We start from the raw sequence: 23,330 nt of genomic DNA, 5'->3' as shown, positions 1-23,330 counted from the left end.
TTACCTTCACTTCTCTCGGAGCCGCCCACCTTGTGAGGAGACCTGCATGACCGAAACGTCCGGTTTGAGCCGCCGCGGACTGTTGGGCGCGGTCGCCGGTGTCACCGCCGCGACCGCGCTTCCCGCAGCTCCGGCCTGGGCTGCGGACGACCAGCGGCCGGGTGCACTCAGCCATCCCAAGCTCGACAAGTACGACCGCCAGATCGTCACCGAGCTGTCCTCGGAGCGAGCGTTGCGGCATCTGCAGGTCCTGTCCGAGCACATCGGTCCCCGGATCGGCGGCACCAGCAGCGAGAAGCGGGCCGCCGACTACATCGCCGGTCAGCTCGACAAGTTCGGCTACAACACCCGGCTGGAGCCGTTCCCGGTGGCGGACAAGTTCCTCGCCCAGATCGAGGACGTCCGGGGCATCCTGCCGGACGACCTGTGCTGGCAGGCCGGCGCCGCACCCGGCGGCAAGCTCGACGTGAGCGTGGAGGGACCGGTCCGGGACGTCGGCCCGGCGACCGCGCCGGTCTGGCCCGCCGACGTGGCCGGCTCGATCGTGATCGCCGATGACACCGCGGCCGCGCGCCCGACCTTAGTCGCGGAGGCCGCGGCGCGGGGTGCTGTCGGTGTCATCCTGCTGCCGGCCGACCTGGTGTTCCCACGCCGCGCCTCGGCCTTCTCACCTGCCGGTCTGACCGACGCGCCGATCCCGGTGATCGGGGTCGCGCAGGTGCAGAAGCGGTTGCTCCGCGAGGCGCTCGCCGTGGTGACCTCGCTGCCGCTGAAGATCAGCACCAAGGCCCATCGCGGCCTGGTCTCCAACAACGTGATCGGTGAGCGCCGCGGCCGCAGCGGCCCCAACGGCCCGATCGTGATGGTGAGTGGTCACTACGACTCGGTCATCGGCGCACCGGGTGCGAACGACGACGGCTCCGGGACTGTGCTCACGATGGAGCTCGCCCGGGTGATGAGCCGTCTCCCCACCAACGCAACGCTGCGGTTCGCGCTCTGGGGCTCTGAGGAGCAGGGTCTGATCGGCTCCCGGTACCACGTCGCACAGCTGCCGCAGGATCAGCGCGACCGGTACAAGGCCGTGTTCCAGAACGACATGGTCGCCACCAGCTGGGACCCGGCGGTGACGTACTGGATCCTGTCGTTCACCGGTCTGGCGAACACGGCGACCGACGCGGTTCGCGCTTCCGGTCAGCGGCTCGGCTACGACCCGCAGATGGTCGGCCCGGTACTGCGTGGCGCTTCCGACCACCAGTCGTTCCAGGAGGTCGGCATCGCGTCGGCGAACTTCTCCTGGCGCGGTGAGATCTCGCCGGCCCACCTCGAGCCGCCGTACCACTCGCCGGAGGACACGATCGCGAAGAACGTCAGCCTGGAACGCCTCCAGGTCTCGATGGAGCTGATCGGCACGGCGGCGTACGCGACCGCCCGGAGCTAGGGACTGCCTGCACCGGGGTGACATGGCTCATACGGCTAGCCTTGAGAGGCTATGTCGCCCCGGAGCAGGAAACCGTCGAAGTGGCAGCGGCCCGTCAGCGACCGGCCGCTACTGGGTGGTTCCCAGGCGCGCGAGCAGCGGACGGACGGTGAGTGGAACGTCCGGCGGGTGTCGGGTTCCGCCTCCGGCAAGTCCTACCGCTGCCCCGGCTGCGACCAGCTGATCCCGCCGGTCACGCCGCACGTGGTGGTCTGGCCGGACAACCCCAGCCTGCTCGCTGCGATCGGTGGCGCGCAGTCCCTCGACGAACGACGCCACTGGCACACCGCGTGCTGGGGTCGGCGGCGGTGAAAGGTCGTTGATGAAGCTTCCCGTCACGTCATACGGCGAGACCGGTACGCCGATCGTGGTCATGCACGGCCTGTTCGGCTCCGGCCGGAACTGGATGACGGCCGCCCGGCGGCTCGCGGGACAGCACCGCGTCTTCGCGCTCGACCTGCGCAACCACGGCTCGTCGCCGCACGTCGACACGATGAGCTACCCGGAGATGGCCGACGACGTCCGGGAGACGATCGAGAGCCTCGGCACCGGCCCGGTCGCTCTCGTCGGGCACTCGATGGGCGGCAAGACCGCCATGCTGACCGCCCTCCTCTACCCGTCAGTGGTCGAGCGACTGGTGGTCGTCGACGCGGCGCCGGTGACCTATCCGCCCGCGTTCGTCGAGTACGCGCAGGCGATGCGGAACGCCGACCTCTCCGCCGTACAGCGCCGGGCCGACGTCGACGCTCAGCTGGCTGACGCCGTACCGACGCCTGGGACGCGGGCTTTCCTGCTGCAGAACCTCATCCTCGACGAGGCCGGCGCCCGGTGGCGGCCGAACCTGCCGGTGATCGAGGCTGCGCTGCCTCAGATCTCCGGCTGGCCGACCGGTCTCGAAGGCCGCCGGTACGACGGGCCGACGCTGTTCATCTACGGCGGGAAGTCGGACTACGTCCAGCAGGACCACCGGGACACGATCGCGGCCTACTTCCCGCAGGTTCAGTACGCCGAGGTCGCCGAGGCGGGGCACTGGGTGCACGCCGAACGCCTCGACGACTTCCTCGCAGCGCTCAGCCCCTTCGTGGACTGACAACGCTCACCGTCCGCCTCGAACGGACGCCTGTAACACGTTGACTGCTTTGCGCTTTCGGCGGTAAGTTTTCAACAAGGCGTGCTCCGATCCGAGGTGTCGATGATCCGTTCGTTCGCGGTGGGAGACGGTCCGGAGCTGGCCGCAGCCTGGACCGCGGCGGCGCCGGCCGACCCGATCGGGTACTCGCGGTTCCGCGATCTGTTCCTGCTCGACCGGAACTTCGATCCGGCCGGCCTGAAAGTTGCCGTGCGCAACGGTCAGGTGGTGGGCGCAGCGTACGCGGTGCGTCGGTTGATTCCGCTGAGCGGTGCTGATCTCGAGCCGGGGACCGGGTGGATCCCGTTCTTCTTTGTGCATCCTGATGCTCGGGGACACGGGGTGGGGCGCGAGCTCGTGGCGTCTGCTCTGGATTGGTTGCGGGGCTTGGGATGCACTGAGGTGTCCTTCTCGTCGTACACGCCGAACTACTTCCTGCCTGGCCTCGATCGGGCTCGCTACCCGGCCGCGGATCGGCTGCTTGCTCGCGTGGGCTTCGAGCCTGAGTACGACGCCGTCGCGATGGACCGGAGTTTGGTCGGATACGCGATGCCCGCCGAGGTTTTGAAGCTGCTCGACGAGTTGGCGGGGGAGGGCTACAGCTTCGGTACGCCGACCGGTGATGAGCTGCCCGCGTTGATCCAGCTGGCGGGGGACGAGTTCTCGCCGGATTGGGCCCGGGCAATCCGCGAAGCCGTGCTGGGCGGGATGCCGCTCGATCGCATCGTGGTGGCACGCGACCCGGTACGGCGGATTGTCGGGTGGGCGCAGCATGCGACGTACGAGGGTGTGGTCGAGCGGTTCGGGCCGTTCGGCGTACTGCCGGAATGCCGCGGTACTGGGCTCGGCAAGCTGTTGCTGCATTTGACCCTGACTCGGATGGTCGCGGCCGGTGCGCACAGTGCCTGGTTCCTGTGGACAGGGGAGAAGTCCGCAGCGGGTCGGCTCTACCTCGGCGCCGGGTTCACCGTCACCCGCACCTTCACCATCCTGCGTGCCAACCTCTGACGGGAGTCAGTCATGACCAGAACCGTGCTCGCCATCGGCGCCCACATCGGCGACATGGACCTGACCGCCGGTCCGACGCTGGCCAAACTCATCCTCGACGGCGCCAACGTCGCCATCGTCGCCCTCACCCCCGGCGAACGCGGCCACCCCCGGCTCACGCCGGCGGAGTACAAGAAGCAGAAGATCGCCGAAGGCGAAGCCTTCGCCACCGCCATCGGCGCCGACTTCATCGTCCTCAACCACAGCGACGGCTTCCTTCCCGACACCGACGAGGCCGCCGCCGAACTGGCCACCGTCATCCGCCATCACCAACCCGACACCCTCATCACCCACTGGCGCCAAAGCCGCCACCGAGACCACGAACACGCAGCCCGCCTCACCACCCGAGCCCGCTACCTCGCCGACCTCCCCCTGGACCCCTCCGACCCACCCCACCTGCAACCTCTCGCCGACCTCCCGCGCCACCCCGTCCGCACCCTCCTGCACACCGAGAACTGGCAAGACATGGACGGCTTCCACCCCACCCTCTACGTCCCCATCCCCGACGAAGCCTTCTACCGCTGGATCTCCGCCATCCGCCACCAGCCCTTCGCCCGCGGCGAACAAGGCTTCCGCCACATCGACTACTACACAGCGTTGCTCACCACCCGAGGCTGCCTAGCCGGCTACCCGAGAGCCGCAGCCTTCCACGCGACACCAACCCCGGAACTAACCAAACTCCCCGCGCCCTAACGCCCCACCGGCCTCCTCGCCCGAGTCTCCCTCGACCCCACCACGAGCGGCGCACCGCCCACGTCGCCTCTGGCCGTCGGTAAGAACACGTAGTAGTCCCTCGGCGGCCGGCATTCTGCTGTCCTTCACGCCTGCGCCCGGCGCCTCAGACCGACTACTACGTGTTCTTCGCGACGAGGGTGGAGCCCAATCCGCTGGTGGGGCTCTCCGAGCGTCCTTCGCGATGGGACCGGAGCTGCAGGCCATCACAATTAGCGTGCGGGCGGCGGGCTCAGGCGTGGACGCGTCTGCGGCGGGCAGTTGTGATGGCGTGGCGGTCCGGCCGACGACGTAAGCGCGTGGCCGGCGGAACGCCTATCGGGGTGCGGGATATGACGGCAGAACGCGGCCCCGCGCGGCGGCGTTAAGAAGCGTCGGCTTTGCGGACCCAGACTTCGCGGATGATCAGCAGGATGGCTGCGGCCGACGGGATGGCCAGGAGGGCGCCGACGACGCCGAGGAGGGCGCCGCCGAGGAGGGCGGCGATGACGGTGACGGCGCCGGGGATGTCGACGGCTCGGCGCATGATGCGGGGAGCGACGACGTAGTTCTCGATCTGCTGGTAGACGATGCCGTAGATGAGGCAGGCGATGCCTACCCAGAGGCCGTCGGTGAAGCCGATCAGGGCGACGACGACGACGCCGATCAGGCCGCCGACCATCGGAATGAAGGCGGTGAACATGACCACGATCGCGAGGGCGACGGCGTACTCGCGGAGGCCCACGATCTCGAGGAAGATGAACATGAAGACGCCGGCGCAGAGGGCGACGGTGAACTGGCCGCTGACGTAGCCGCCGACGCGGGTCAGGACCTCGTCGCCGAGGATCGAGACGCGGTTGCGGCGGGAGCGGGGGACGAGGCTGTAGGCGGCGCGCTTCACCGAGGGGAGCGAGGCCAGGAAGTACAGGGTCAGGATCAGGATCGTGAAGGTGTTGAAGAGGGCACCGGCGACGACCTTGCCGACGCCGAGGATGCCGCCGAACGCCTTCTGGGCAAGGGCCGGGTCCTGGATGTAGTCCTGGGCCTTCTGGATGAAGTGGTACTTGTTGTCGAGTTCGTCGAGGGTCTTCGACTTCTGCAACAGGTCGAGCCATTGCGGGGCGTTCTTGATCAGGCCGTCGATCTGGTCGGTGACGACCGGGACGATCGCGAAGCCGACGCCGGAGACGGCGAGGAGCATGATCAGGAAGACGACGCCGACCGACAGGCCGCGCTTCAGGCCGCGGCGCATGAACCACTCGACGAGCGGGTTCAGGCCGACCGCGATGAACATCGAGACGACCAGCAGGATCAGCACCGAGCGGGCCTGGCCCAGGGCGTGCCACATTCCCCACGCGACCAGTACGCCGAGGGCCGCGAAGAACCCGAAGACAAACGGGTTCGACCGCTGGATCGGCGGACCAGGGCGGCCCATGCCCTCGTCGGGGTGCCTTTCCTCGATCAGCATCTGGTCGGAGTCGGCGAGCTCCACGTCCGCCTTCTCGGCGGCCGCGGCAGCCAGTACGGCGGAATCCTCGGCGCGGTCGGCCGACACCACCGCCTTACCCGCGGAGTCGACCGCTTCATCGGCGGAGTCGTCGGCCTGATCGGCGGACTCTTCCGCCTCGTCGGCCGACTTCTCCGCGTGCTCGGCAGCGGCCTCGGCGTGCGCGGCGGCCGCTTGGGCCTCGCGGGTCGCCGTGGCGAGTTCCTGCTCCGGGGTGGTCGCTGTCGAGTTGTCGTCGCCGGATGGCGTCACATCGTGTCCTTCGGGGATCGCGCGCCGCGCTTGTCGGTCTTCTCGGTGCCCGAAGTCTTGTCGGTCCCGAGGTCACCGAGGCGGAACTCGTCGATCTTCGTCGAGTCGGCCGGCTCGTCGTCGTCCGCGTGCGCGGCGGCCGGACCACCGGCGGACCTGCTGCTGGTCAACTCCTCGGCGATCGCCGGGTCCACGCGCAGGCTGGTGTCGAGCCGGGTCTCGTCGACCCGGGCGTCGCCGGCGTCCGAGCCGACAAACGGGCTCGAACCGGTGAACGGGCCGTCCTCGTCGGTCGCGGAAGGCGATGAGGTCGCAGAACGCGACGAGTCCGAGGACGGCGCGAACGGCGAGGCTGCCGAGGAAGCCGAGGCGTCAGACGGCGACGAGGCCGCAGTACGCGACGAGTCCGAGGACGGCGCGAACGGCGACGACGCGGAGGACGATGCGGAGGAGTCGGATGATGACGAAGCCGAAGAAGTCGACGAATCCGAGGAAGCGTCGGAGGGCGCGAAGGATGGCGACGCCGAGGAACCGGTGGACGGGTCCGCAGAAGTGGAGGAGGGCGACGAAGGTGCGAAGGGCGACGACGCAGCGGCGGCCTCGGCGCCGGCGCTCGCCGACGAGCCTTCGGTGGCCGAGGACGACGTACCAGCACCGTAAGAGTCGGCCTTCGAACCGAAGTCCGACGCCAGCCCCGCGGCCGGGCTCTCGCTCGCAGCCGGCCGGCTGAACGGGTTCACGTACGGCGTCGCCGACGCGGTCTCGGTGTCGAGCTCGGCCGCCTGACGCGCGATGTTGCTCGCGATCTCGTTCAGGCCGGCGATCTGGGTCAGGATGCCGTCGCGGCGCTTGGCGAGCCGCTCGGTCTCGCGGGCCACGATCGTGCGCGAGCGCTCGGCCTCGTCGGCCGCGCTGGCCAGCTCGGCCTCGGCGCGGGTACGCGCGGTGGTGAGCACCTGCTCGGCCTCGCGGCGGGCGCGGCTCAGGGTGCGCTCGGCGGACTCCTCCGCCTCGGCGCGGATCTTGCGGGCCTGCTCGGTCGCCTCGGCCACCCGGCGCTCGGAGGCTTCGGCGGCCTCCTGCATCTGGGAGGTCAGGTTCTCGGTGTCGGCGGCGATCTGCTGGTGCTTGTCGGCCAGCTCCTTCGCCTGCTGCTCCCGCTCGTCGGCCAGCCGGGCGCGCAGGGCGGCCGACTCGCGCTGGATCGCGGTCCGGATCTTCTCGGCCTCGTGCAGTGCGCCGTTCTTCAGCGTGCTCGCCTGCGACTCGGCGGTGAGCGTCAGCTGCTCGGCCTTGCGCTTGGCGGCCTGCAGCACCTCGGCGGACTCGGTCTCCGCGGTACGCCGCAGCTCGGCCGCGTCCCCCTCGGCGGTACGGCGGATGCTGTCGGACTCGTTGAGGGCGACAGTCCGGATGTCCTCGGCCTCGCGCTCGCCGGTGGCCCGCAGTGCGGCGGCCTCCTTGGCGGCGGTGGTCCGCAGCTCGTCGGCCTCGCGCCGAGCCTCCTCGAGCGCCTCGGCCGCCTGGTCCTGGGCGAGCCGCAGGATCTGCGCGGCGCGGTCACCGAGGCCGGCGTACGACGGGTTGGCGCTGGCGTCGAGCTGGCGGCGGGTCTCGTCGAGCTCCCGCTGCAGCGGCGCGACGCTGCCCTGCAGCTGATCGGCCCGCTGCCGGACCTCGACCAGCTGCATCTCCAGGGCGCGGACATAGTCGTCCACGGCCTGCTTGTCGTAGCCACGCCGACTGACCGGGAATCCTCCGGCCGCGGTCGCAGTGCGGTCGAAGAACGGCAGGCTCGACTCGTCAGGCATTCCTGAGGTTTCCCTTCTGGCGGCTCAGCTGAATCCCCCAGCTTAAGCCTGTCAGACCCGAGCCCCGACCAGCCAATCGACCCCGGCCTACCGGTTGCGGAACCGGTTGATCGCGTCCTGGTGCTTCGCGCGCAGCTCCGGGTCGCGCACCCCGAGCCCCTCCTCGGGCGCCAACGTCAGTACGCCGACCTTGCCCTGGTGCAGGTTGTGGTGGACGTCGTACGCCGCCTGGGCGGTCTCCTCGAGCGCGTACACGCGGCTGACCGTCGGGTGGACCATGCCCTTGGCAATCAACCGGTTGGCCTCCCAGGCCTCGCGGTAGTTCGCGAAGTGCGAGCCGACGATGCGCTTGAGGTTCATCCACAGGTAGCGGTTGTCGTACTCGTGCATGTAGCCGGACGTTGAGGCGCAGGTGACGATCACGCCGCCCTTGCGAGCCACGAACACCGAGGCGCCGAAGGTCTCGCGGCCCGGGTGCTCGAAGACGATGTCCGGATCGTCGCCGCCGGTCAGCTCGCGGATCCGAGCGCCCAGGCGCTTCCACTCCTTCGGATCCTGCGTCGACGGATCCTTCCAGAACTTGTAGCCCTCGGCCGAGCGGTCGATGATCAGCTCCGCGCCCATCGCGCGGCAGATCTCCGCCTTCTCCGGCGACGACACCACGCAGACCGGGATCGCGCCGCCGTTCAGCGCGAACTGAGTCGCATACGACCCCAGTCCGCCGGAGGCGCCCCAGATCAGCACGACATCGCCCTGCTTCATGTTCGCGCCGTTGGGCGAGACGAGCTGCCGGTACGCCGTGCTGTTCACCAGACCGGGGGACGCGGCCTCCTCCCAGGTGAGGTGGGCCGGCTTCGGCATCAGCTGGTTCGACTTCACGAGCGCGATCTCGGCGAGCCCGCCGAAGTTGGTCTCGAAACCCCAGATCCGCTGCTCGGAGTCCATCATCGTGTCGTTGTGCCCGTCCGGCGACTCGAGCTCGACCGACAGGCAGTGCGCGACCACCTCGTCGCCGGGCTTCCAGGCGTTCACACCGGGGCCGGTGCGCAGGACGACGCCGGCCAGGTCGGAGCCGACCACGTGGTACGGCAGGTCGTGGCGAGCGGTCAGCGGCGACAGCTTCCCGTACCGCTTGAGGAACGAGAACGTCGAGACCGGCTCGAAGATCGAGGTCCAGACGGTGTTGTAGTTGATCGCGCTGGCCATCACCGCGACGAGTGCTTCGCCCGGGCCGAGCTCAGGAGTCGGTACGTCGTCCAGGTGCAGACTCTTGCGCGGATCCTTCTCCTTGGTCTCCAGGCCCTCGAACATGTCGGCGTCGTCGGCATGCACGGTGATCCCGCGGTAGTGGTCCGGTACGTCGAGCGCACCGACCGCCGCACTGTCACCGGCGAGAATCGCATCGAGGATCTGCTTCACGTCGTACCTCCTGCAAGGAGCGGACTGGTGAGCGGACGTTACCGTTGAGTATGCCTCGCGGGCTGTGCCTTGTGACACAGTCCGGGGCCGGTGAGACCACCGTCACTTTTTCAGTCCACCGTTGTCAGTGGTCTTATCAGCGCAGGCGGGTGTGCAGCCTCACTTGGGTGAACCCGTCACCCGACCGCAGCTGGACCAGATCGCAGAGCTGGTTGGCCAGCCAGACGCCGCGCCCACCGAGTCCGTCCAGCGGTGGCATCACTCGGCCGACGAGAAAGTCGTCGATGCGACCTTGATCGGCGACATCGCAGACCAGCGACCCGTTCTCGATCCAGACCGACAGTGCGCCGCGGCCGCCGCCGAACCGGATGCTGTTCGTGCAGATCTCGTGCAGCGCCAGTCCCAGGTCGTCCATCCGGTCCCGCGACACCCCGTGCGACGAGGCCTGCCCGTTCACCCAGCGCCGTACCTGGTTGAGGTCGGTCAGTCCGAAATCCCACCGCTCAGCCCGATCCGGTACGTCGTTCAGCGGCGTACGGAACGTCTTCTCGGCCAGCGCCTCCGCGCCAGAGTGCGTGGCGGTCGGATCGATGCCGGTGTCCGCGGCGAACGGGCAGCAGAGCCGGAAACCGGAGTCGGCGGCGAAGGCCAGGTCGGTCAGACCCTCGTGCAGCAAGGCTTCGTCGTACTCCGCTGCCGTGCGGCCGGGGTAAACGGATTCGCAGAGGCCGAGCACGGGCCGGCCGCCGGACTGCTGGACGACATCCCGCCAGAACGGGATCAGCCGCGCGGGGTTGCGGCCGACGAGAGCGATATCGATAAAACGCACCCGCGCCGCGGATTCTCCGAGGGTCTCGCGCAACAGCGCGGCCCGATCCGGCGGCAGTACCGCCACGATCACCGCATCAGTTGCCAGACCGTCGTGAACCAACGGTGCCGACTGCCGCACGAACTCCTCGTCGCCCGAATAGACGAAGGCTTCGTGCTGGAAACCTGTCGGCACACCGTCCAAGGAGTCGGTGGCGCTGTCCTTCAGCACCCGATCAGCGTAGTCCGGAAAGGGCCGTTCCGAGGGGCTCAGCGCGTGCCGTCACCGACTGTCGGGGAGCCGTAACACTAGGCAGGCTCGACGAGCTCCACCAACACTCCGCCGGCCGACTTCGGGTGAATGAAGTTCACTCGGGATCCGGCGGTCCCGCGGCGCGGTTCGTCGTACAGGAGTTCGGCGCCGCGCTCTCGCAGTACGGCGCTCACCTGGTCGATGTCGCGGACCCGGTAGGCCAGCTGCTGGATGCCCGGCCCGCGCTTGGTCAGGAACTTGGCGATCGGCGACGCGTCCGACAGCGGTGCGAGCAGCTGGATCGACGAGCCGGAGGCGCCGACCGACAGCATCGCCTCGCGGACGCCCTGCTCCTCGTTGATCTCCTCGTGCGCGACCGTCATCCCGAAGACGTCGGCGTAGTGCCGCACCGCCGCGTCGAAGTCGGGAACCGCGATGCCGACGTGATCGATTGCCTCGAAGAGCTCGTCCATCCCGTCAGCCTAGAAGGCAGATCGGGCAAGAGGTCGTTCGTGTGACCCGTTCGACAGACCCGTACCAGTGCTCTCGCAGGTATCGTGAAGACCATGTCTGACACGCGGAACCAAAGCGTTATTGTCGCCGGCGCGCGCACCCCGATCGGGAAGCTGCTCGGCGGTCTGAAGGGCTTCACCGGCGCCGAGCTCGGTGGGTTCGCGATCAAGGGCGCACTGGAGAAGGCCGGCGTCGCGCCGGACCAGGTCGAGTACGTGATCATGGGCCAGGTCCTGCAGGCCGGCGGCGGTCAGATCACCGCCCGCCAGGCCGCGGTCAAGGGCGGCATCCCGATGAACATCCCGGCGATCACGATCAACAAGGTCTGCCTCTCCGGCCTGAACGCGATCGCGCTGGCCGACCAGCTGATCCGCGCCGGCGAGTACGACGTGGTCGTGGCGGGCGGCATGGAGTCGATGACCAACGCGCCGCACCTGCTGCCGAAGTCCCGCGAGGGCTTCAAGTACGGCGACACCACGCTCGTCGACTCGATGGCGTACGACGGTCTGTGGGACGCCTTCACCGACCAGGCGATGGGCGCGCTGACCGACCAGGCGAACACGTCTGGCATCCAGCTGACGCGCGAGGAGCAGGACGAGTTCAGCGCTCGTTCGCACCAGCAGGCCGCGGCCGCCTGGAAGAACGGCGTCTTCGCCGACGAGGTGGTTCCGGTCGAGGTGCCGCAGCGCAAGGGCGACCCGCTGGTGATCGACAGCGACGAAGGCGTCCGCGGTGACACATCGGTCGAGACGCTGGCGCGGTTGCGCCCGGCGTTCGGCAAGGACGGCACGATCACGGCCGGTTCGGCGTCGCAGATCTCCGACGGCGGCTGCGCTGTCGTCGTGATGAGCAAGGCCAAGGCCGAGGAGCTCGGGCTGTCCTGGATCGCCGAGATCGGTGCGCACGGTTCGGTCGCGGGGCCGGACTCGACCCTGCAGAGCCAGCCGGCGAACGCGATCAAGAAGGCGTGCAGCAAGGAAGGCATCGACGCCGCCGACCTCGACCTGATCGAGATCAACGAGGCCTTCGCCTCCGTCGGCATCGCCTCCACGCGCGAGCTGGGAATCGACGCGGACAAGGTCAACGTCAACGGCGGTGCGATCGCGCTCGGCCACCCGATCGGGATGTCCGGGGCGCGGCTCGTGCTGCACCTCGCGCTCGAGCTCGGTCGCCGCGGCGGTGGCGTCGGCGCGGCCGCGCTGTGTGGCGGCGGCGGTCAGGGCGACGCACTCATTGTTCGCGTAGCCAAGAAGTAATGCCTCGCCGTACGCCGCCAGTAGGCGAACTGGTCGAGCAAGCCCGGGAGGGTGACTCCCGGGCCGTCGCCCGGCTCATTTCGCTGGTCGAGGACGAGTCGCCGCTGCTGCGCGAGGTGATGGCCGCACTTTCGCCGTACGCCGGTCACGCGCACATCGTCGGCATCACCGGCTCACCGGGCGTGGGAAAGTCCACGTCGACCTCGGCGCTGGTGTCGGCGTACCGGGCGACGGGCAAGCGGGTCGCCGTATTGGCTGTGGATCCGTCGTCGCCGTTCTCCGGTGGTGCGCTGTTGGGCGACCGGGTGCGGATGCAGGAGCACGCGCTGGACAAGGGCGTCTACATCCGGTCGATGGCGTCACGTGGGCATCTGGGCGGGCTGTCGTGGTCGACCCCGCAGGCTCTGCGGGTGCTGGACGCAGCCGGCTTCGATGTCGTGTTCGTCGAGACGGTTGGCGTCGGGCAGTCCGAGGTGGAGATCGCGGGGATGGCCGACACCACGATCATCCTGCTGGCGCCGGGGATGGGCGACGGCATCCAGGCGGCCAAGGCCGGCATCCTCGAGGTCGGCGACCTGTACGTCGTGAACAAGGCCGACCGGGACGGCGTACAGAACGTGACCCGCGACCTGCGGCACATGCTGGCGCTGGCCGAACGGCCCGAGGGTGCGTGGACGCCGCCGATCCTGAAGACAGTGGCCTCGCGCAACGAAGGCGTCGACGAGGTCGTCACGGCGATCGAGGATCGGCTGACCTGGATGCGCGGCAACGGTGTCCTGGACGAGCGGCGGCGGAGCCGGGCCCGGGACGAGATCGAGGCGATCGCGATGACGGCGCTGCGGCGGCGGTTCGCGCATCTGCACGGGGACGCGCGGCTCGACGTACTGGCCGCGAAGGTGGCCGAGGGCAACACGGATCCCTACAGCGCGGCCGACGAACTCATGGCCGCACTGTGACCTTGCTCTCGTCGATGCGACACTGGGCCGGTCGATGTCACAGCGTGTAATCGCCATCTGAAAAGGCTTGTTTGTCCCGCATTCGGGCAGATGTGTCACTATTCGGGCACCGTCTGCGATCCACGTCTCATGGCGGCGCGCCGACCGATGCCTTGCCCCCGGATCCGTTACACAATGGAGCTTGTAGCTGGTGAGCATTGTGCGGTGGGCTGTGTTCAGTCAGTGACATGCCGTAACGGTCCGTGATATAAACGCAGTCGACCCAGTGGTTTGGAACGAGGAGTGGTGACATGCCGAAGAAGCTGCTGATCTGGTCGCTCATCGCCTTTGCCGGCTTCTATCTGTTCACGCAGCCGGCCAACGCCGCCGATGCGGTCGGAGGAGCTTTCTCCGCCGTCGGCGATCTGTTCGGGAGTGTGATCACGTTCCTGACCGCGCTGTTCAACTGATCTGCTGCCCAAGTGTCCCGTGACGAGTGATCGTGCGGGACACTTGGCTGTACGGGGTCATAACAGACGCGTGACAGGGGAGTGAGCGGATGGCCGGCATTGGCCTGTTCCGGATGTTCGATCCGAAGGTCCGGCGCCATCTGATCTCGGACGAGGGCGAAGTCGTCATCGACGAGGTCCGGCAGCACTGGATCGTCTTCACGATCCCGATGCTCGAGGTCGTGCTGGCCGCGGCGCTGCTGATCGCGATGGTGACCACGCCGATCGGTGGGCAGCCGGTGCTGCTGGCGATCGTGCTTGTGCTGCTCACGCATGCGTTCTGGAACTTCTTGACCCATCACCGCGACCGGTTCGTGGTCACGAACATGCGCGTCATGCGGATCCGCGGCGTCTTCTCCCAGACGGTCGCGACCACCCCGATCGCGCGGGTTCTCGACATCACGCTGCAGAAGCCGATCATCGGCCGGATGCTCGGCTACGGCCACTTCGTGTTCGAGTCGGCCGCGCAGGACCAGGGCTTCCGTGAGATCAAGTGGGTCAGCCGGCCCGACGACCGTGACCTGACCATCCAGCGCGTCATCCAGCGCACCGGCCTGCGCGCCTCCGCCAGCGTCGACGTGGTCCAGAGCGACGAGGACTCCGACGACGACGGCACCGGCCCGATCGGGATGGACTCGGCGCAGGAGGTCACCACGACCACGGCGCCGGTGCATCACTCCCGCCCGGCGCCGACCTCCGCGCCGTCCGCGTCGAAGTCGATCTTCAACAGCGACCGCGGGAACTGGACCGACGACTGAGCTCCTCGATCCGGCGCTCCTGGTGCCGCCGTTCGGCGGCGGTCGCGGGCTCCGCTCGGGACAGCTCGTCGATCGCCTCCGGGTAGCGCTCCAGCCGCGCGAGCAGCTCAGCCCGTACGGCGTGGGTGCGGGAACCGCGCTGCTCTGCCAGCAAGGCCAGCCCTGCCTCGGGGCCGGCTGTCTCGGCGACCGCGACGGCGTGTGCGAGCTGCGCTGATGGTGTCGGCGCGACCGAGAGCAGGAGCTCGTAGAGGCGGACGATCTCGCGCCAGTCGGTGATCGAGTACACCGCCGCGCGGGCATGCTCGGCCGCGATCGCGGCCTGCAGCTGATAGGGATCGGCCTGCCGCCCGGAGCGCTCGAGCGAATCGTTCAGCAGCGCGATGCCGCGATCGATCGCCGCGGCGTCCCAGAGCGATCGGTCCTGCCGCTCGAGCGTGACGACCTCGCCATCAGCATCGAGCCGCGCCGGCCGACGCGCTTCGGTCAGCAGCAACAAAGCCAGTACGGCGGTCGGCATCGGCTGCTCGGGGAGCAGCCCATGCAGAAGCTCCGCCAGCCGAATGGCCTCCGTACAAAGATCAAGGTTGTACGCCGGTTCCCCGTCCGGCGGCGCATGACCGGACGTGTACAGCCCGTGGATGACCGCGCAGACCGCGGGCAGCCGATCCGCGAGCTCGGCCTCGGGCGGAACGCGGTACGGGATATTGGCGGCCGCGATCTTGTGCCGCGCCCGCGTGAGCCGCTTGGCGGTGGCGGCCTCGGTCGTGAGCATGACGTCGGCGATCGCGGCCGGCGACAGTCCGCAGAGCGTCCGGAGCGCGAGAGCGACCCGGGTCGGCGGTGACAGCGTCGGATGGCAGCAGGTGAAGATCAGCCGCAGCAGGTCGTCGTCGGTAGCCTGACCGGCCTCGATCCCGGCCGGGTCACCCGTCACCGTTGCCGGCCGGCTCAGCTCGAGCAACTCCGAGCCCTGGCGTTCCTTCTCGGCCCTGGCGCGCTCGCGGCGAATGATGTCGATCGCCTTGCGGCGGGCCGTGACGGTCAGCCAGGCACGCGGCTCTGGCGGTACCCCGGTCACCGGCCAGGCGCCGAGGGCGGCCAGGGTGGCTTCCTGGACCGCGTCCTCGGCGAGCTGGACGTCGCCGACCGTCCGGATCAGGGTCGCCAGAATCCGTGCGCCCTCGATCCGGACCGTCTCGGCGACCGCGTCGTACACGACCTACTGAGCCTCGGCGGCCCGGGCCAGGATGACGGGCCGGAGCTCGACGGCGCCGTTCCGCGCCGCGGGGAGCTCGGCGGCGATCGCGACCGCGGCCTCCAGGTCGTCGGCCTCGATCAGGTAGTAGCCGGTCAGGGCTTCCTTGGTCTCGGCATACGGACCGTCGGTGGTGACGACCTGGCCGCCGCGGGCGCCCTCGACGCGGACCACGGTCGCGGTCGTCGTCGGGTGCAGAACGGCGCTGGCCTGGATCTTGTCGGCGTGATCGATCGCGAACTGCCGGTACTCCGCGAGCTCGGCGGCCTGCTCCGGTGCCCACCAGTCCACGTCGGCGGTGTAGGTGAGAGCGAGGTACTGCGTCATCGTGCGTCTCCTTCGGTCAGGACCACTGTGGTCCCTCGCAAGAAGAACGAACAGCACCGTGTCATCAGGACATTGTTACTGGGTTGCTTCGGTGAGACGGCCGCGGAACGCCCGGACGACGTCGTCGGAGCCCGCGAACTGGACGGCGTCGTCGCCCACCCGGCCCCACAGCCACAGGTAGACCGCCGCCGGGTCGCCGAAGATCTCCGCGGCCACGTCGCCCTCGGCGCCCTGGCTCACGGTGATCGCCTTGGCATCGGCCTGAATGGTCCAGGACCGGCCCTCGGCGGTGATCCGCAGCGTCGCGTCGATCGGGTACTTGGTGTCGCCCTCGGCCCACCACGGACCGGCGAGTGACGGGAACAGCACCTCGTCGATCCCGTCCAGGGCGAGCTCAGCCGCGATCGGCGTCACCACGTCGTGCGCCTGCTCGACGTCGATCCGGTGCACGACGGTCTCCATCGCCATCCGCCGGAACCAGAAGGCCGACGTACTGTCGTCGGGGTTGAAGGTCCAGGTCGGCTTCGTCGTGCCCGCTTCGCGCAGGGCAGCCACGATCGCGGCCCGGGCTTCGTCGTACTGCTCGAGGGCGTCGCGGTCGTTGATGCCGGCCGGCGGCCAGGGCTTCGGCAGGGCGCCGAGCCGGAGCACCTCGATCTTGTGCAGGTACACCTGCGCGACATGACGGACGACGGTCTCGACCGTCCAGCCCGGGCAACTCGGCACCGCCGCGTCCAGACCCAGCTCAGCGGCCTCGCGCAAGCGGGCGGCTTCGACGTCGAGTTGTTCCAGGTAGTACTCCGCTGACAATCCCATGTCTGTACCCATGTCCGGGACCCTCCCACAGCGCGCCGACAGTTACTCTTCGGTTCATGGCGAGGAGACGGGCGTTGCCGTTCGATCCGATCGACGAGGCGTCGCGGCAGTGGGGACAGCGGTGGGGCGCGGTCGAGCAGATGCGTGCGGTCACGTCGCTGATGCGGGCCCAGCAGATCGTGATCGGTGAGCTCGACGACATCCTGCGCAAGCACGGGCTGACCTTCGCCCGGTTCGAGGCGCTGGTGCTGCTCACGTTCTCCCGGCGCGGGTCGCTGCCACTGGGCAAGATGGGCGAGCGCCTGCAGGTACACCCGACCTCGGTGACGTCGATCGTCCGGCGGCTGGAGGCCGCCGGCCTCGTACTGCGGACGCCGCATCCCGACGACGGCCGCGCTGTCCTGTGTGAGATCACCCAGGAAGGACGCGACCTGGTCGAGCGGGCCACCGCGGATCTGGTCGCGGCAGACTTCGCCCTCAAGGGCCTCACCGACGAGCAGCTCAAGATGCTCTGGTCGGTGCTCGAGCCGTTGCGGCAGAGCGCCGGCGACTTCAACTGATCCTGCTGACGGACGAGTCGGCAGGCTTCGGCGGTTGGAAATAGTTGGACGTCCTAGTACTTTTGGATCATGGATGCTGAGGAGATCGCCGCCGGACGTAGCCGATGGCAGCAGCGGTACGACGCCGCCCGCAAGCGGGAGGCCGACTTCACCACCCTGTCCGGGACCGAGGTGGAGCCGGTCTACGGCCCGCCCGAGGGTTCCGCCGACCCGCGGATGGAGCGGATCGGCTGGCCGGGCGAGTTCCCGTTCACCCGCGGTCTGCACGCGACCGGCTTCCGCGGCAAGCCGTGGACGATCCGGCAGTTCGCCGGGTTCGGCAACGCCGAGCAGACCAACGAGCGCTACAAGATGATCCTGAACGGCGGTGGCGGCGGCCTGTCGGTCGCCTTCGACATGCCGACGCTGATGGGCCGCGACTCCGACGACCCGAAGTCGCTCGGCGAGGTCGGCCACTGCGGCGTCGCGATCGACTCGGCCGCCGACATGGACCGGCTGTTCGCGGGGATCCCGCTGCAGGACGTCACCACGTCGATGACGATCTCCGGACCCGCCGTACCGGCGTTCGTGATGTACCTGGTCGCCGCCGAGCGGCAGGGCGCGGACATCTCCAAGCTCAACGGCACGCTGCAGACCGACATCTTCAAGGAGTACATCGCGCAGAAGGAGTGGCTGTTCCCGCCGGAACCGCACCTGCGCCTGATCGGTGACCTGATGGAGTACTGCGCGGAAGGCATCCCGGCGTACAAGCCGCTCAGCGTCTCCGGCTACCACATCCGCGAGGCCGGATCGACGGCCGGCCAGGAGCTCGCCTACACGCTCGCCGACGGCTTCGGGTACGTCGAGCTCGGGCTGTCGCGCGGTCTCGACGTCGACGTCTTCGCGCCCGGGCTGTCGTTCTTCTTCGACAGCCACCTGGACTTCTTCGAGGAGATCGCGAAGTTCCGCGCCAGCCGCCGGATCTGGGCCCGCTGGATGCGCGATGTCTACGGAGCCAAGACCGACAAGGCTCAGTGGCTGCGGTTCCACACCCAGACCGCGGGCGTCTCGCTGACCGCTCAGCAGCCGACGCTGAACGTCGTACGGACTGCTGTCGAGGCGCTGGCTGCCGTTCTCGGCGGCACGAACTCGCTGCACACCAACGCGCTCGACGAGACGCTGGCGCTGCCGACCGACCAGTCCGCCGAGATCGCGCTGCGCACGCAGTCGGTGCTGATGGAGGAGATCGGCGTCACGAACGTCGCCGACCCGCTCGGCGGCTCCTGGTACGTCGAGGCGCTCACCGACAAGATCGAGGCCGAGGCCGAGGAGATCTTCGCGCGGATCAAGGAGATGAGCCCGGACGAGACCATGACCGGCGGCATCCTGCGCGGGATCGAGGACGGCTGGTTCATGGCCGAGATCGCCGACGCGGCCTTCGAGTACCAGCAGAAGCTCGAGAAGGGCGAGAAGAAGATCGTCGGTGTGAACACGCTGACCGACACCGTCTCCGGCGGCCTGGAGATCCTCCGGGTCAGCCACGAGGTCGAGGTCGAGCAGTGCCGGGTGCTCGCGGCGCGCAAGGCGAGCCGCGACGAGGACCTGGTACGGCGTACGCTGGCGGCTCTTGTCGAGGCGGCCAGGGGGACTGGCAACCTGATCGAGCCCATGCTGGAGGCGGCGCGTGCGGAGGCCACGATGGGGGAAATCTGTCACGTTCTTCGGGACGAGTGGGGCGAGTACCGAGAGCCCGCCCGCTTCTGACGAACCCCCCGCAGGGACCGGTACGGCGTCCCGTGTGCAGGCGGCGGCCGGTCCACCCGACGGGCGGGCCGTCGTCGTCTGTGGTTCCGACCGCACGATGCTGCGGGTGGTCACCGAGCTGGTGAGTTCCGGCGAGCAGGTGACAGCGATCGTCAACCCGGCGTCCCGGCACTACGACCGGATCAGCGAGCTCGGCGCGCACGTGATGGGCGTCCGGGTGATCAGTGAGTCGTTGCTGCGCCGGGCCGGGATCGATGCGAAGGACGGGCAGCCGTCGACAGCGCGGGCCCTGGTGCTGCTCGACACCGACGACGTCCACAACGTCCACACCGCGCTGACCGCGCGCGATATGGATCCGACGTTGCGGATCATCGTCCAGATGGTCAACCCGCGACTGGGCAAGCAGCTGCACAGCCTGCTCGGCGACTGCGTCGTCATCTCCGGGCCGTCGTTGGCCGCGCCTGCCTTTGTCGCGGACGCGTTGGAGGACGATGAGCTCACCTGGCTCGAGATCGGCGACCGACGGCTGGTCGCCGGACAGGCTGAGCTGATCCGGGAACCGCACCTGACCGTGCTCGCCGACACGACCTCGTCGGCCACGCCTGAGCTGCTGCCGATGTCGAGTGCCGATCCAAGTGGCGACATCGTTCTCGGTACCGGCATCCGCACGGTCTGGCGGACCCGCGACGTACGGCGGGCTGGGTGGTTGATGGCTCTGAGCGACGTACTCGATCGCCGGGTCCGGCGGATCGCGGCCGTGATGGCGTTCCTGGTGATCATCGGAACTGTGCTCACGCACTACATCGGGAAGATGGACTGGCTGCGCGCGCTGTACCTGGTCGCCGGAGCTGTGACGTCGGCCGGGATCGAGGACGACAAGTTCTCCGAGGCGGCGCCGTGGGCCAAGGTCGCCGGCGTGATCGTCCAGCTGACCGGCATCGTGCTGATGGCGTTGCTGACCGCGGTGATCGTCGACTCGCTGATCGGGGCGCGGCTGTCCCGGGTCATCGGCGGCGTGCGCGGTCGCCCACGTAATCACGTGGTCGTCTGCGGTCTCGGTACGGTCGGCGCCCGGGTGCTGGAGATCCTCGCCGAGCGCGGTGTCGCGGTGATCGGGGTCGAGCGCGACGAGGACGCGCCCGGCGTACAGACCGCCCATCGGTTGCGCATTCCGGTCGTGATCGGGGACAGCAGCAACGAGGAGACCCTGCGGTCGGCCGGCGTGCAGCGGGCGCAATCGGTGCTCGCACTGACCGACGGCGACATCACCAATCTCGAGTCCGCGATGGTGGTCCGCGATCTCAATCCGGATGCCCGGATCACGATGCGGATGTTCGACCACGACCTGGCGCAGCGGGTCGAGCGGCGGCTCGGCCTCGGGCACAGCCGCTCGGTGTCGATGCTGGTCGCCCCGGCGATCGCGGCCGCGGCGGCCGGTCGACGCAGCCAGGTGACCGTGCCGGCCGGTCGTCGCGTTCTGCTGCTGACCGAGGTCGCCGTCGACCCGGAGTCGGGCGCGGTCGGCCGTCGGCTCGGCGAACTGGACGAGGTGGGCGGTCTCCGCGTGCTCGCGCACAAGCAGGCGGCCGGGCAGTGGAACTGGACCCCGCCGTACGACGGAGTGCTCAGTGGCGGCGACCGGATCGCGGTCGCCGGTACCCGGAGCGGCCTCGCGCGACTACTCCTGGCGACCCGGGCACCCAGCGCTTGAACGGCGTCGGAGAGGATAGACCTGTGAACGTACGCGGTGGGCGCCCGATGGGCGCGAGCGGAATGCGAGGGCAGTGGTGAGTCAGTCCAACTTCTCCCGTCCCGGGGCGATCGATCTGTCGGCGCTGCGCAAGCCGGCCGGTGCGCCGGCCGGCGCACCGGCAGCGGCCGCAGGAGGTTCAGCCGCGGGATCGTACGTGCTGAACGTCAGCGAGCCGACCTTCCAGAGCGACGTGATCGAGCGCTCCCTGCAGGTGCCGGTCGTGGTCGAGTTCTGGTCGCCGCGGGCACCCGGTTCGGCCGAGCTCGGCCAGGCGCTGGCCAAGTTGTCGACCGAGTACGCCGGCAAGTTCCTGCTGGCCCGGATCGACATCGACACCAACCCGCAGCTGGCCCAGGCGGTCGGCGTGCAGACGGTGCCGCTGGTGATCGCCGTACTGCGTGGGCAGGTCGTCCCGCTGTTCCAGGGCCCGCTCGGCGAGGCCGAAGTCAAGCAGTACCTCGATCAGCTGCTCACGCTGGCCGTGGCGAACGGCGTCACCGGCCGCGCCGAGCCGGTCGGACCGGCCGCCGAAGCGCCGGCCGAGGAGGAAGACGCTCCGAACCCGCGCTACGCCAAGGCGGAGGACGCTGTCGGCGAGGGTGACCTCGACGGCGCGATCGCGGCGTACCAGGAGCTGCTCAAGGAGACGCCGAACGACGCCGAGGCGAAGGCAGGCCTCGCTCGGGTCCAGCTGTTCAAGCGGACCCAGGAAGCGCCGGCCGACATCCGCACCCGCGCGGCCGACAACCCGGACGACATCGAGGCGCAGCTGCTGGTCGCCGACGTCGACCTGATGGGCGGGCACGTCGAGGACGCCTTCGCGCGGTTGATCAAGGTCATCCAGACGACCTCGGGCGACGAGCGCAACACGGTCCGGCTGCACCTGCTGGAGCTGTTCGAGGTGGTCGGCGCCGAGGACGAGCGCGTTGGCAAGGCCCGCCGCCGGCTGATGGCGGCGCTGTTCTAACGGTCTCTACCGGTCCAGGATCGGATCGGTCGTCAGCGTTTCTGACACCCGGGCGAGGAGCGCGCGCAGGACGTCGAGCTCCTCGTCCGTGAAGGCAGCGGCCAGCCGGCGTTCGACGCCGGTGGCCCGCTCGTCGGCCTGATCCAGCGCCTTCCGCCCAGCCGGCGTCGGGCGGGTCTCGATCACATGCCGGTGCAGCGGATGCGGCGTGCGCTCGATCAGCTCGGCCCCTTCGAGATTGCGCAGGATCGTCGTCATCGTCTGTGGGGTCACCAGACAGCGCCGAGCCAGCTCAGCTGCTGAGATCCCGGGCTGCTCGACCAGCACGAACAGAGCGGCATACTGCGGCACGGTGAGCCCCGCCGGTTTCACGGCGGCCGCTTTGGCGGCGTGCAGGTCCTGCTCGACCCGCTTCAGGTGACTGCCGAGCCGCTCGTCGAAGGACATCCGCATACCACCCATCGTACGAAGACTTCTCGGCGTATATGCATTGACGAGTATCAGAGCTCTGATTAGTCTCTGTGGTCGTATCCATTCGAGAGGGGTTCGTCGATGTTGCGTATCACCGCGGCTCTGGCCGCTTTGCTCGTCCTGACCTCACCGGCCGCGCCCGCGCAGGCTTTGGCAACAGAGGTGTCGATCACCGGCCGGACCGCCGACCGTTATCCAGAGGGAATCGCCTGGGATCCGGCCCGGCGGGCGTTCCTGGTCGGCTCGATCGCGACCGGCCGGATCTCGGTGGTCGGCCGCGATGGCGTCCCGCATCCGTTCGGCGTTGCGCCCGGCGTCTCCACCTTCGGGCTGCATGTCGACGCGCCGCGCAACCGCGTGCTTGTCACGTACGCCGATATTGGCGCGGGCGAGCGGTCGTCGGAGGCGACGTCGTACCAGGAGTCCGGGGTGGCGGTGTACGACCTGCGGAACGGCCGGTTGCTTCGGCGGATTGATCTGAACACGCCGCGGCTGAATCCGGCCAGCGGTAAGCACGGTGCTAACGATCTGGCGATCGATGCCGTGGGCAACGCCTATGTGAGTGATCCAGCGGGGGATGCGATCTACAAGATCGACCGCGGCGGGCGGGCGTCGGTGCTGGTCCGCGACGCGCGGCTGCGCAGCGACTCGATCGGGGTCAACGGGATCGTGTGGGATTCGGCGGGGTTCCTGCTGGCAGTTCGGTACGACACCGGCGTACTGCTGCGGATCACGCCGGCCGGTCGGATGTCAGAGGTTGCTGTAGGCAAGCGTTTGGTCGGAGGAGACGGGCTGGCGATGACGCGGAACCACCGGCTGATAGCCGTCACCAACAAGCTCGGTGCGCCGGGCGTCGAGGAGGTCACCGTGCTGTCGAGCGTGGACGGTTTCCGCAGTGCTCGCGTGCGGTCCGCCGAGGCATGGCCGGTCGCTGCGCCGACCACGGCGGCAGTCGCACCGGACGGGACCTATGTGCTGAGCGGCGAGATCGACGTACTGCTGGCGGGTGGCTCCTCCGACCGCTTCACCATCCGCCGGCTCGTGTGAACTC

General features: G+C 69.0%; 23 protein-coding genes. 14 read left to right on the top strand and 9 right to left on the bottom strand.

Annotated elements, in window-relative coordinates; all coding sequences use genetic code 11:
- Positions 1-46: 46 nt before the first annotated feature.
- The 5 genes from ABZS29_RS33210 to ABZS29_RS33190 all read left to right on the top strand — a co-directional run bounded on the left by ABZS29_RS33210 (position 47) and on the right by ABZS29_RS33190 (position 4,346).
- Complete coding sequence (locus tag ABZS29_RS33210) at positions 47-1,438, top strand: M28 family peptidase (RefSeq protein WP_355468051.1); 1,392 nt, start codon at positions 47-49, stop codon at positions 1,436-1,438.
- 51 nt (positions 1,439-1,489) lie between these two features.
- On the top strand, positions 1,490-1,789 hold the full coding sequence (locus ABZS29_RS33205; RefSeq protein WP_355468049.1) for a hypothetical protein: 300 nt from the start codon (positions 1,490-1,492) through the stop codon (positions 1,787-1,789).
- Between the two features lie 10 nt (positions 1,790-1,799).
- Entirely contained in the window at positions 1,800-2,567 is a 768-nt protein-coding gene (locus tag ABZS29_RS33200; protein WP_355468048.1) for an alpha/beta fold hydrolase, read from the top strand.
- A 102-nt stretch (positions 2,568-2,669) separates the two neighbouring features.
- Positions 2,670-3,614, top strand: coding sequence for a GNAT family N-acetyltransferase (locus tag ABZS29_RS33195; RefSeq protein WP_355468046.1), 945 nt, complete (start codon positions 2,670-2,672; stop codon positions 3,612-3,614).
- 12 nt (positions 3,615-3,626) lie between these two features.
- Entirely contained in the window at positions 3,627-4,346 is a 720-nt protein-coding gene (locus tag ABZS29_RS33190; RefSeq protein ID WP_355468044.1) for a PIG-L family deacetylase, read from the top strand.
- Positions 4,347-4,749: 403 nt separating this feature from the next.
- On the opposite strand, the gene ABZS29_RS33185 is transcribed toward ABZS29_RS33190, so the two are convergent.
- The 5 genes from ABZS29_RS33185 to mce form a co-directional block, all read right to left on the bottom strand.
- Positions 4,750-6,123 (bottom strand): AI-2E family transporter, encoded by a 1,374-nt coding sequence (locus tag ABZS29_RS33185; protein ID WP_355468042.1) that lies wholly within the window; start codon positions 6,121-6,123, stop codon positions 4,750-4,752.
- Positions 6,120-7,934: a transposase gene (locus ABZS29_RS33180; RefSeq protein ID WP_355468040.1), complete on the bottom strand. Its 1,815-nt coding sequence runs from the start codon at positions 7,932-7,934 to the stop codon at positions 6,120-6,122. The genes ABZS29_RS33185 and ABZS29_RS33180 overlap by 4 nt, the downstream gene beginning before the upstream one ends.
- An 87-nt stretch (positions 7,935-8,021) precedes the next feature.
- Positions 8,022-9,353 (bottom strand): crotonyl-CoA carboxylase/reductase, encoded by a 1,332-nt coding sequence (ccrA, locus tag ABZS29_RS33175; protein ID WP_355468038.1) that lies wholly within the window; start codon positions 9,351-9,353, stop codon positions 8,022-8,024.
- Positions 9,354-9,489: 136 nt separating this feature from the next.
- Positions 9,490-10,392 (bottom strand): sensor histidine kinase, encoded by a 903-nt coding sequence (locus tag ABZS29_RS33170; RefSeq protein ID WP_355468036.1) that lies wholly within the window; start codon positions 10,390-10,392, stop codon positions 9,490-9,492.
- Between the two features lie 77 nt (positions 10,393-10,469).
- On the bottom strand, positions 10,470-10,886 hold the full coding sequence (gene mce, locus ABZS29_RS33165) for a methylmalonyl-CoA epimerase (RefSeq protein ID WP_355468034.1): 417 nt from the start codon (positions 10,884-10,886) through the stop codon (positions 10,470-10,472).
- Between the two features lie 93 nt (positions 10,887-10,979).
- On the opposite strand from mce, the gene ABZS29_RS33160 reads away from it, so the two are divergent.
- The 4 genes from ABZS29_RS33160 to ABZS29_RS33145 all read left to right on the top strand — a co-directional run bounded on the left by ABZS29_RS33160 (position 10,980) and on the right by ABZS29_RS33145 (position 14,384).
- The gene (locus tag ABZS29_RS33160) at positions 10,980-12,182 is read left to right on the top strand and encodes an acetyl-CoA C-acetyltransferase (protein WP_355468032.1); all 1,203 of its coding nucleotides are present in this window, start codon (positions 10,980-10,982) and stop codon (positions 12,180-12,182) included.
- Complete coding sequence (gene meaB / locus ABZS29_RS33155) at positions 12,182-13,138, top strand: methylmalonyl Co-A mutase-associated GTPase MeaB (RefSeq protein WP_355468030.1); 957 nt, start codon at positions 12,182-12,184, stop codon at positions 13,136-13,138. The genes ABZS29_RS33160 and meaB overlap by 1 nt, the downstream gene beginning before the upstream one ends.
- Before the next feature lie 290 nt (positions 13,139-13,428).
- Complete coding sequence (locus ABZS29_RS33150) at positions 13,429-13,587, top strand: hypothetical protein (RefSeq protein ID WP_355468028.1); 159 nt, start codon at positions 13,429-13,431, stop codon at positions 13,585-13,587.
- Between the two features lie 89 nt (positions 13,588-13,676).
- Positions 13,677-14,384, top strand: coding sequence for a PH domain-containing protein (locus ABZS29_RS33145; RefSeq protein ID WP_355468026.1), 708 nt, complete (start codon positions 13,677-13,679; stop codon positions 14,382-14,384).
- Here ABZS29_RS33145 and ABZS29_RS33140 read toward each other — a convergent pair.
- The 3 genes from ABZS29_RS33140 to ABZS29_RS33130 form a co-directional block, all read right to left on the bottom strand.
- Positions 14,350-15,603 carry a DUF6596 domain-containing protein gene (locus tag ABZS29_RS33140; protein WP_355468024.1) on the bottom strand — a complete coding sequence of 418 codons (1,254 nt, stop codon included), beginning with the start codon at positions 15,601-15,603 and terminating at the stop codon, positions 14,350-14,352. The genes ABZS29_RS33145 and ABZS29_RS33140 overlap by 35 nt on opposite strands.
- A gap of 3 nt (positions 15,604-15,606) precedes the next feature.
- Positions 15,607-15,969 carry a YciI family protein gene (locus ABZS29_RS33135; protein ID WP_355468022.1) on the bottom strand — a complete coding sequence of 121 codons (363 nt, stop codon included), beginning with the start codon at positions 15,967-15,969 and terminating at the stop codon, positions 15,607-15,609.
- 75 nt (positions 15,970-16,044) lie between these two features.
- Positions 16,045-16,797, bottom strand: a complete 753-nt coding sequence (locus ABZS29_RS33130) for a maleylpyruvate isomerase family mycothiol-dependent enzyme (protein ID WP_355468020.1) — start codon at positions 16,795-16,797, stop codon at positions 16,045-16,047.
- Positions 16,798-16,841: 44 nt separating this feature from the next.
- On the opposite strand from ABZS29_RS33130, the gene ABZS29_RS33125 reads away from it, so the two are divergent.
- From ABZS29_RS33125 to ABZS29_RS33110, 4 genes are all read left to right on the top strand, one after another.
- Positions 16,842-17,345, top strand: coding sequence for a MarR family transcriptional regulator (locus ABZS29_RS33125; protein ID WP_355468018.1), 504 nt, complete (start codon positions 16,842-16,844; stop codon positions 17,343-17,345).
- A 69-nt stretch (positions 17,346-17,414) separates the two neighbouring features.
- Positions 17,415-19,088, top strand: a complete 1,674-nt coding sequence (locus ABZS29_RS33120; protein ID WP_355468016.1) for a methylmalonyl-CoA mutase family protein — start codon at positions 17,415-17,417, stop codon at positions 19,086-19,088.
- Between the two features lie 34 nt (positions 19,089-19,122).
- Positions 19,123-20,799 (top strand): NAD-binding protein, encoded by a 1,677-nt coding sequence (locus tag ABZS29_RS33115; protein WP_355468014.1) that lies wholly within the window; start codon positions 19,123-19,125, stop codon positions 20,797-20,799.
- A 76-nt stretch (positions 20,800-20,875) separates the two neighbouring features.
- Positions 20,876-21,808, top strand: a complete 933-nt coding sequence (locus ABZS29_RS33110) for a tetratricopeptide repeat protein (RefSeq protein ID WP_355468012.1) — start codon at positions 20,876-20,878, stop codon at positions 21,806-21,808.
- Between the two features lie 6 nt (positions 21,809-21,814).
- Here ABZS29_RS33110 and ABZS29_RS33105 read toward each other — a convergent pair whose 3' ends face one another.
- The gene (locus ABZS29_RS33105; protein WP_355468010.1) at positions 21,815-22,261 is read right to left on the bottom strand and encodes a MarR family transcriptional regulator; all 447 of its coding nucleotides are present in this window, start codon (positions 22,259-22,261) and stop codon (positions 21,815-21,817) included.
- A 99-nt stretch (positions 22,262-22,360) separates the two neighbouring features.
- Between ABZS29_RS33105 and ABZS29_RS33100 the strand changes: the two genes are divergently transcribed.
- Positions 22,361-23,326, top strand: a complete 966-nt coding sequence (locus tag ABZS29_RS33100; RefSeq protein WP_355468008.1) for a hypothetical protein — start codon at positions 22,361-22,363, stop codon at positions 23,324-23,326.
- The last annotated feature ends 4 nt before the right edge of the window (positions 23,327-23,330 follow it).

It is taken from the genome of Kribbella sp. NPDC005582 (assembly GCF_040605415.1).
Taxonomy (GTDB): Bacteria; Actinomycetota; Actinomycetes; order Propionibacteriales; family Kribbellaceae; genus Kribbella.
This window is presented reverse-complemented; position numbering and strand designations above follow the sequence as displayed.

Excerpts from the sequence above, each read along its gene's own strand:
- ABZS29_RS33150 (WP_355468028.1), top strand. The coding sequence starts at position 13,429 with ATGCCGAAGAAGCTGCTGATCTGGTCGCTCATCGCCTTTGCCGGCTTC.
- ABZS29_RS33105 (WP_355468010.1), bottom strand. The coding sequence starts at position 22,261 with ATGCGGATGTCCTTCGACGAGCGGCTCGGCAGTCACCTGAAGCGGGTC.
- meaB (WP_355468030.1), top strand. The coding sequence starts at position 12,182 with ATGCCTCGCCGTACGCCGCCAGTAGGCGAACTGGTCGAGCAAGCCCGG.
- ABZS29_RS33205 (WP_355468049.1), top strand. The coding sequence starts at position 1,490 with ATGTCGCCCCGGAGCAGGAAACCGTCGAAGTGGCAGCGGCCCGTCAGC.
- mce (WP_355468034.1), bottom strand. The coding sequence starts at position 10,886 with ATGGACGAGCTCTTCGAGGCAATCGATCACGTCGGCATCGCGGTTCCC.
- ABZS29_RS33200 (WP_355468048.1), top strand. The coding sequence starts at position 1,800 with ATGAAGCTTCCCGTCACGTCATACGGCGAGACCGGTACGCCGATCGTG.
- ABZS29_RS33180 (WP_355468040.1), bottom strand. The coding sequence starts at position 7,934 with ATGCCTGACGAGTCGAGCCTGCCGTTCTTCGACCGCACTGCGACCGCG.
- ABZS29_RS33130 (WP_355468020.1), bottom strand. The coding sequence starts at position 16,797 with ATGGGTACAGACATGGGATTGTCAGCGGAGTACTACCTGGAACAACTC.
- ABZS29_RS33135 (WP_355468022.1), bottom strand. The coding sequence starts at position 15,969 with ATGACGCAGTACCTCGCTCTCACCTACACCGCCGACGTGGACTGGTGG.
- ABZS29_RS33160 (WP_355468032.1), top strand. The coding sequence starts at position 10,980 with ATGTCTGACACGCGGAACCAAAGCGTTATTGTCGCCGGCGCGCGCACC.
- ABZS29_RS33120 (WP_355468016.1), top strand. The coding sequence starts at position 17,415 with ATGGATGCTGAGGAGATCGCCGCCGGACGTAGCCGATGGCAGCAGCGG.
- ABZS29_RS33125 (WP_355468018.1), top strand. The coding sequence starts at position 16,842 with ATGGCGAGGAGACGGGCGTTGCCGTTCGATCCGATCGACGAGGCGTCG.
- ABZS29_RS33190 (WP_355468044.1), top strand. The coding sequence starts at position 3,627 with ATGACCAGAACCGTGCTCGCCATCGGCGCCCACATCGGCGACATGGAC.
- ABZS29_RS33195 (WP_355468046.1), top strand. The coding sequence starts at position 2,670 with ATGATCCGTTCGTTCGCGGTGGGAGACGGTCCGGAGCTGGCCGCAGCC.
- ABZS29_RS33145 (WP_355468026.1), top strand. The coding sequence starts at position 13,677 with ATGGCCGGCATTGGCCTGTTCCGGATGTTCGATCCGAAGGTCCGGCGC.
- ABZS29_RS33100 (WP_355468008.1), top strand. The coding sequence starts at position 22,361 with ATGTTGCGTATCACCGCGGCTCTGGCCGCTTTGCTCGTCCTGACCTCA.
- ABZS29_RS33210 (WP_355468051.1), top strand. The coding sequence starts at position 47 with ATGACCGAAACGTCCGGTTTGAGCCGCCGCGGACTGTTGGGCGCGGTC.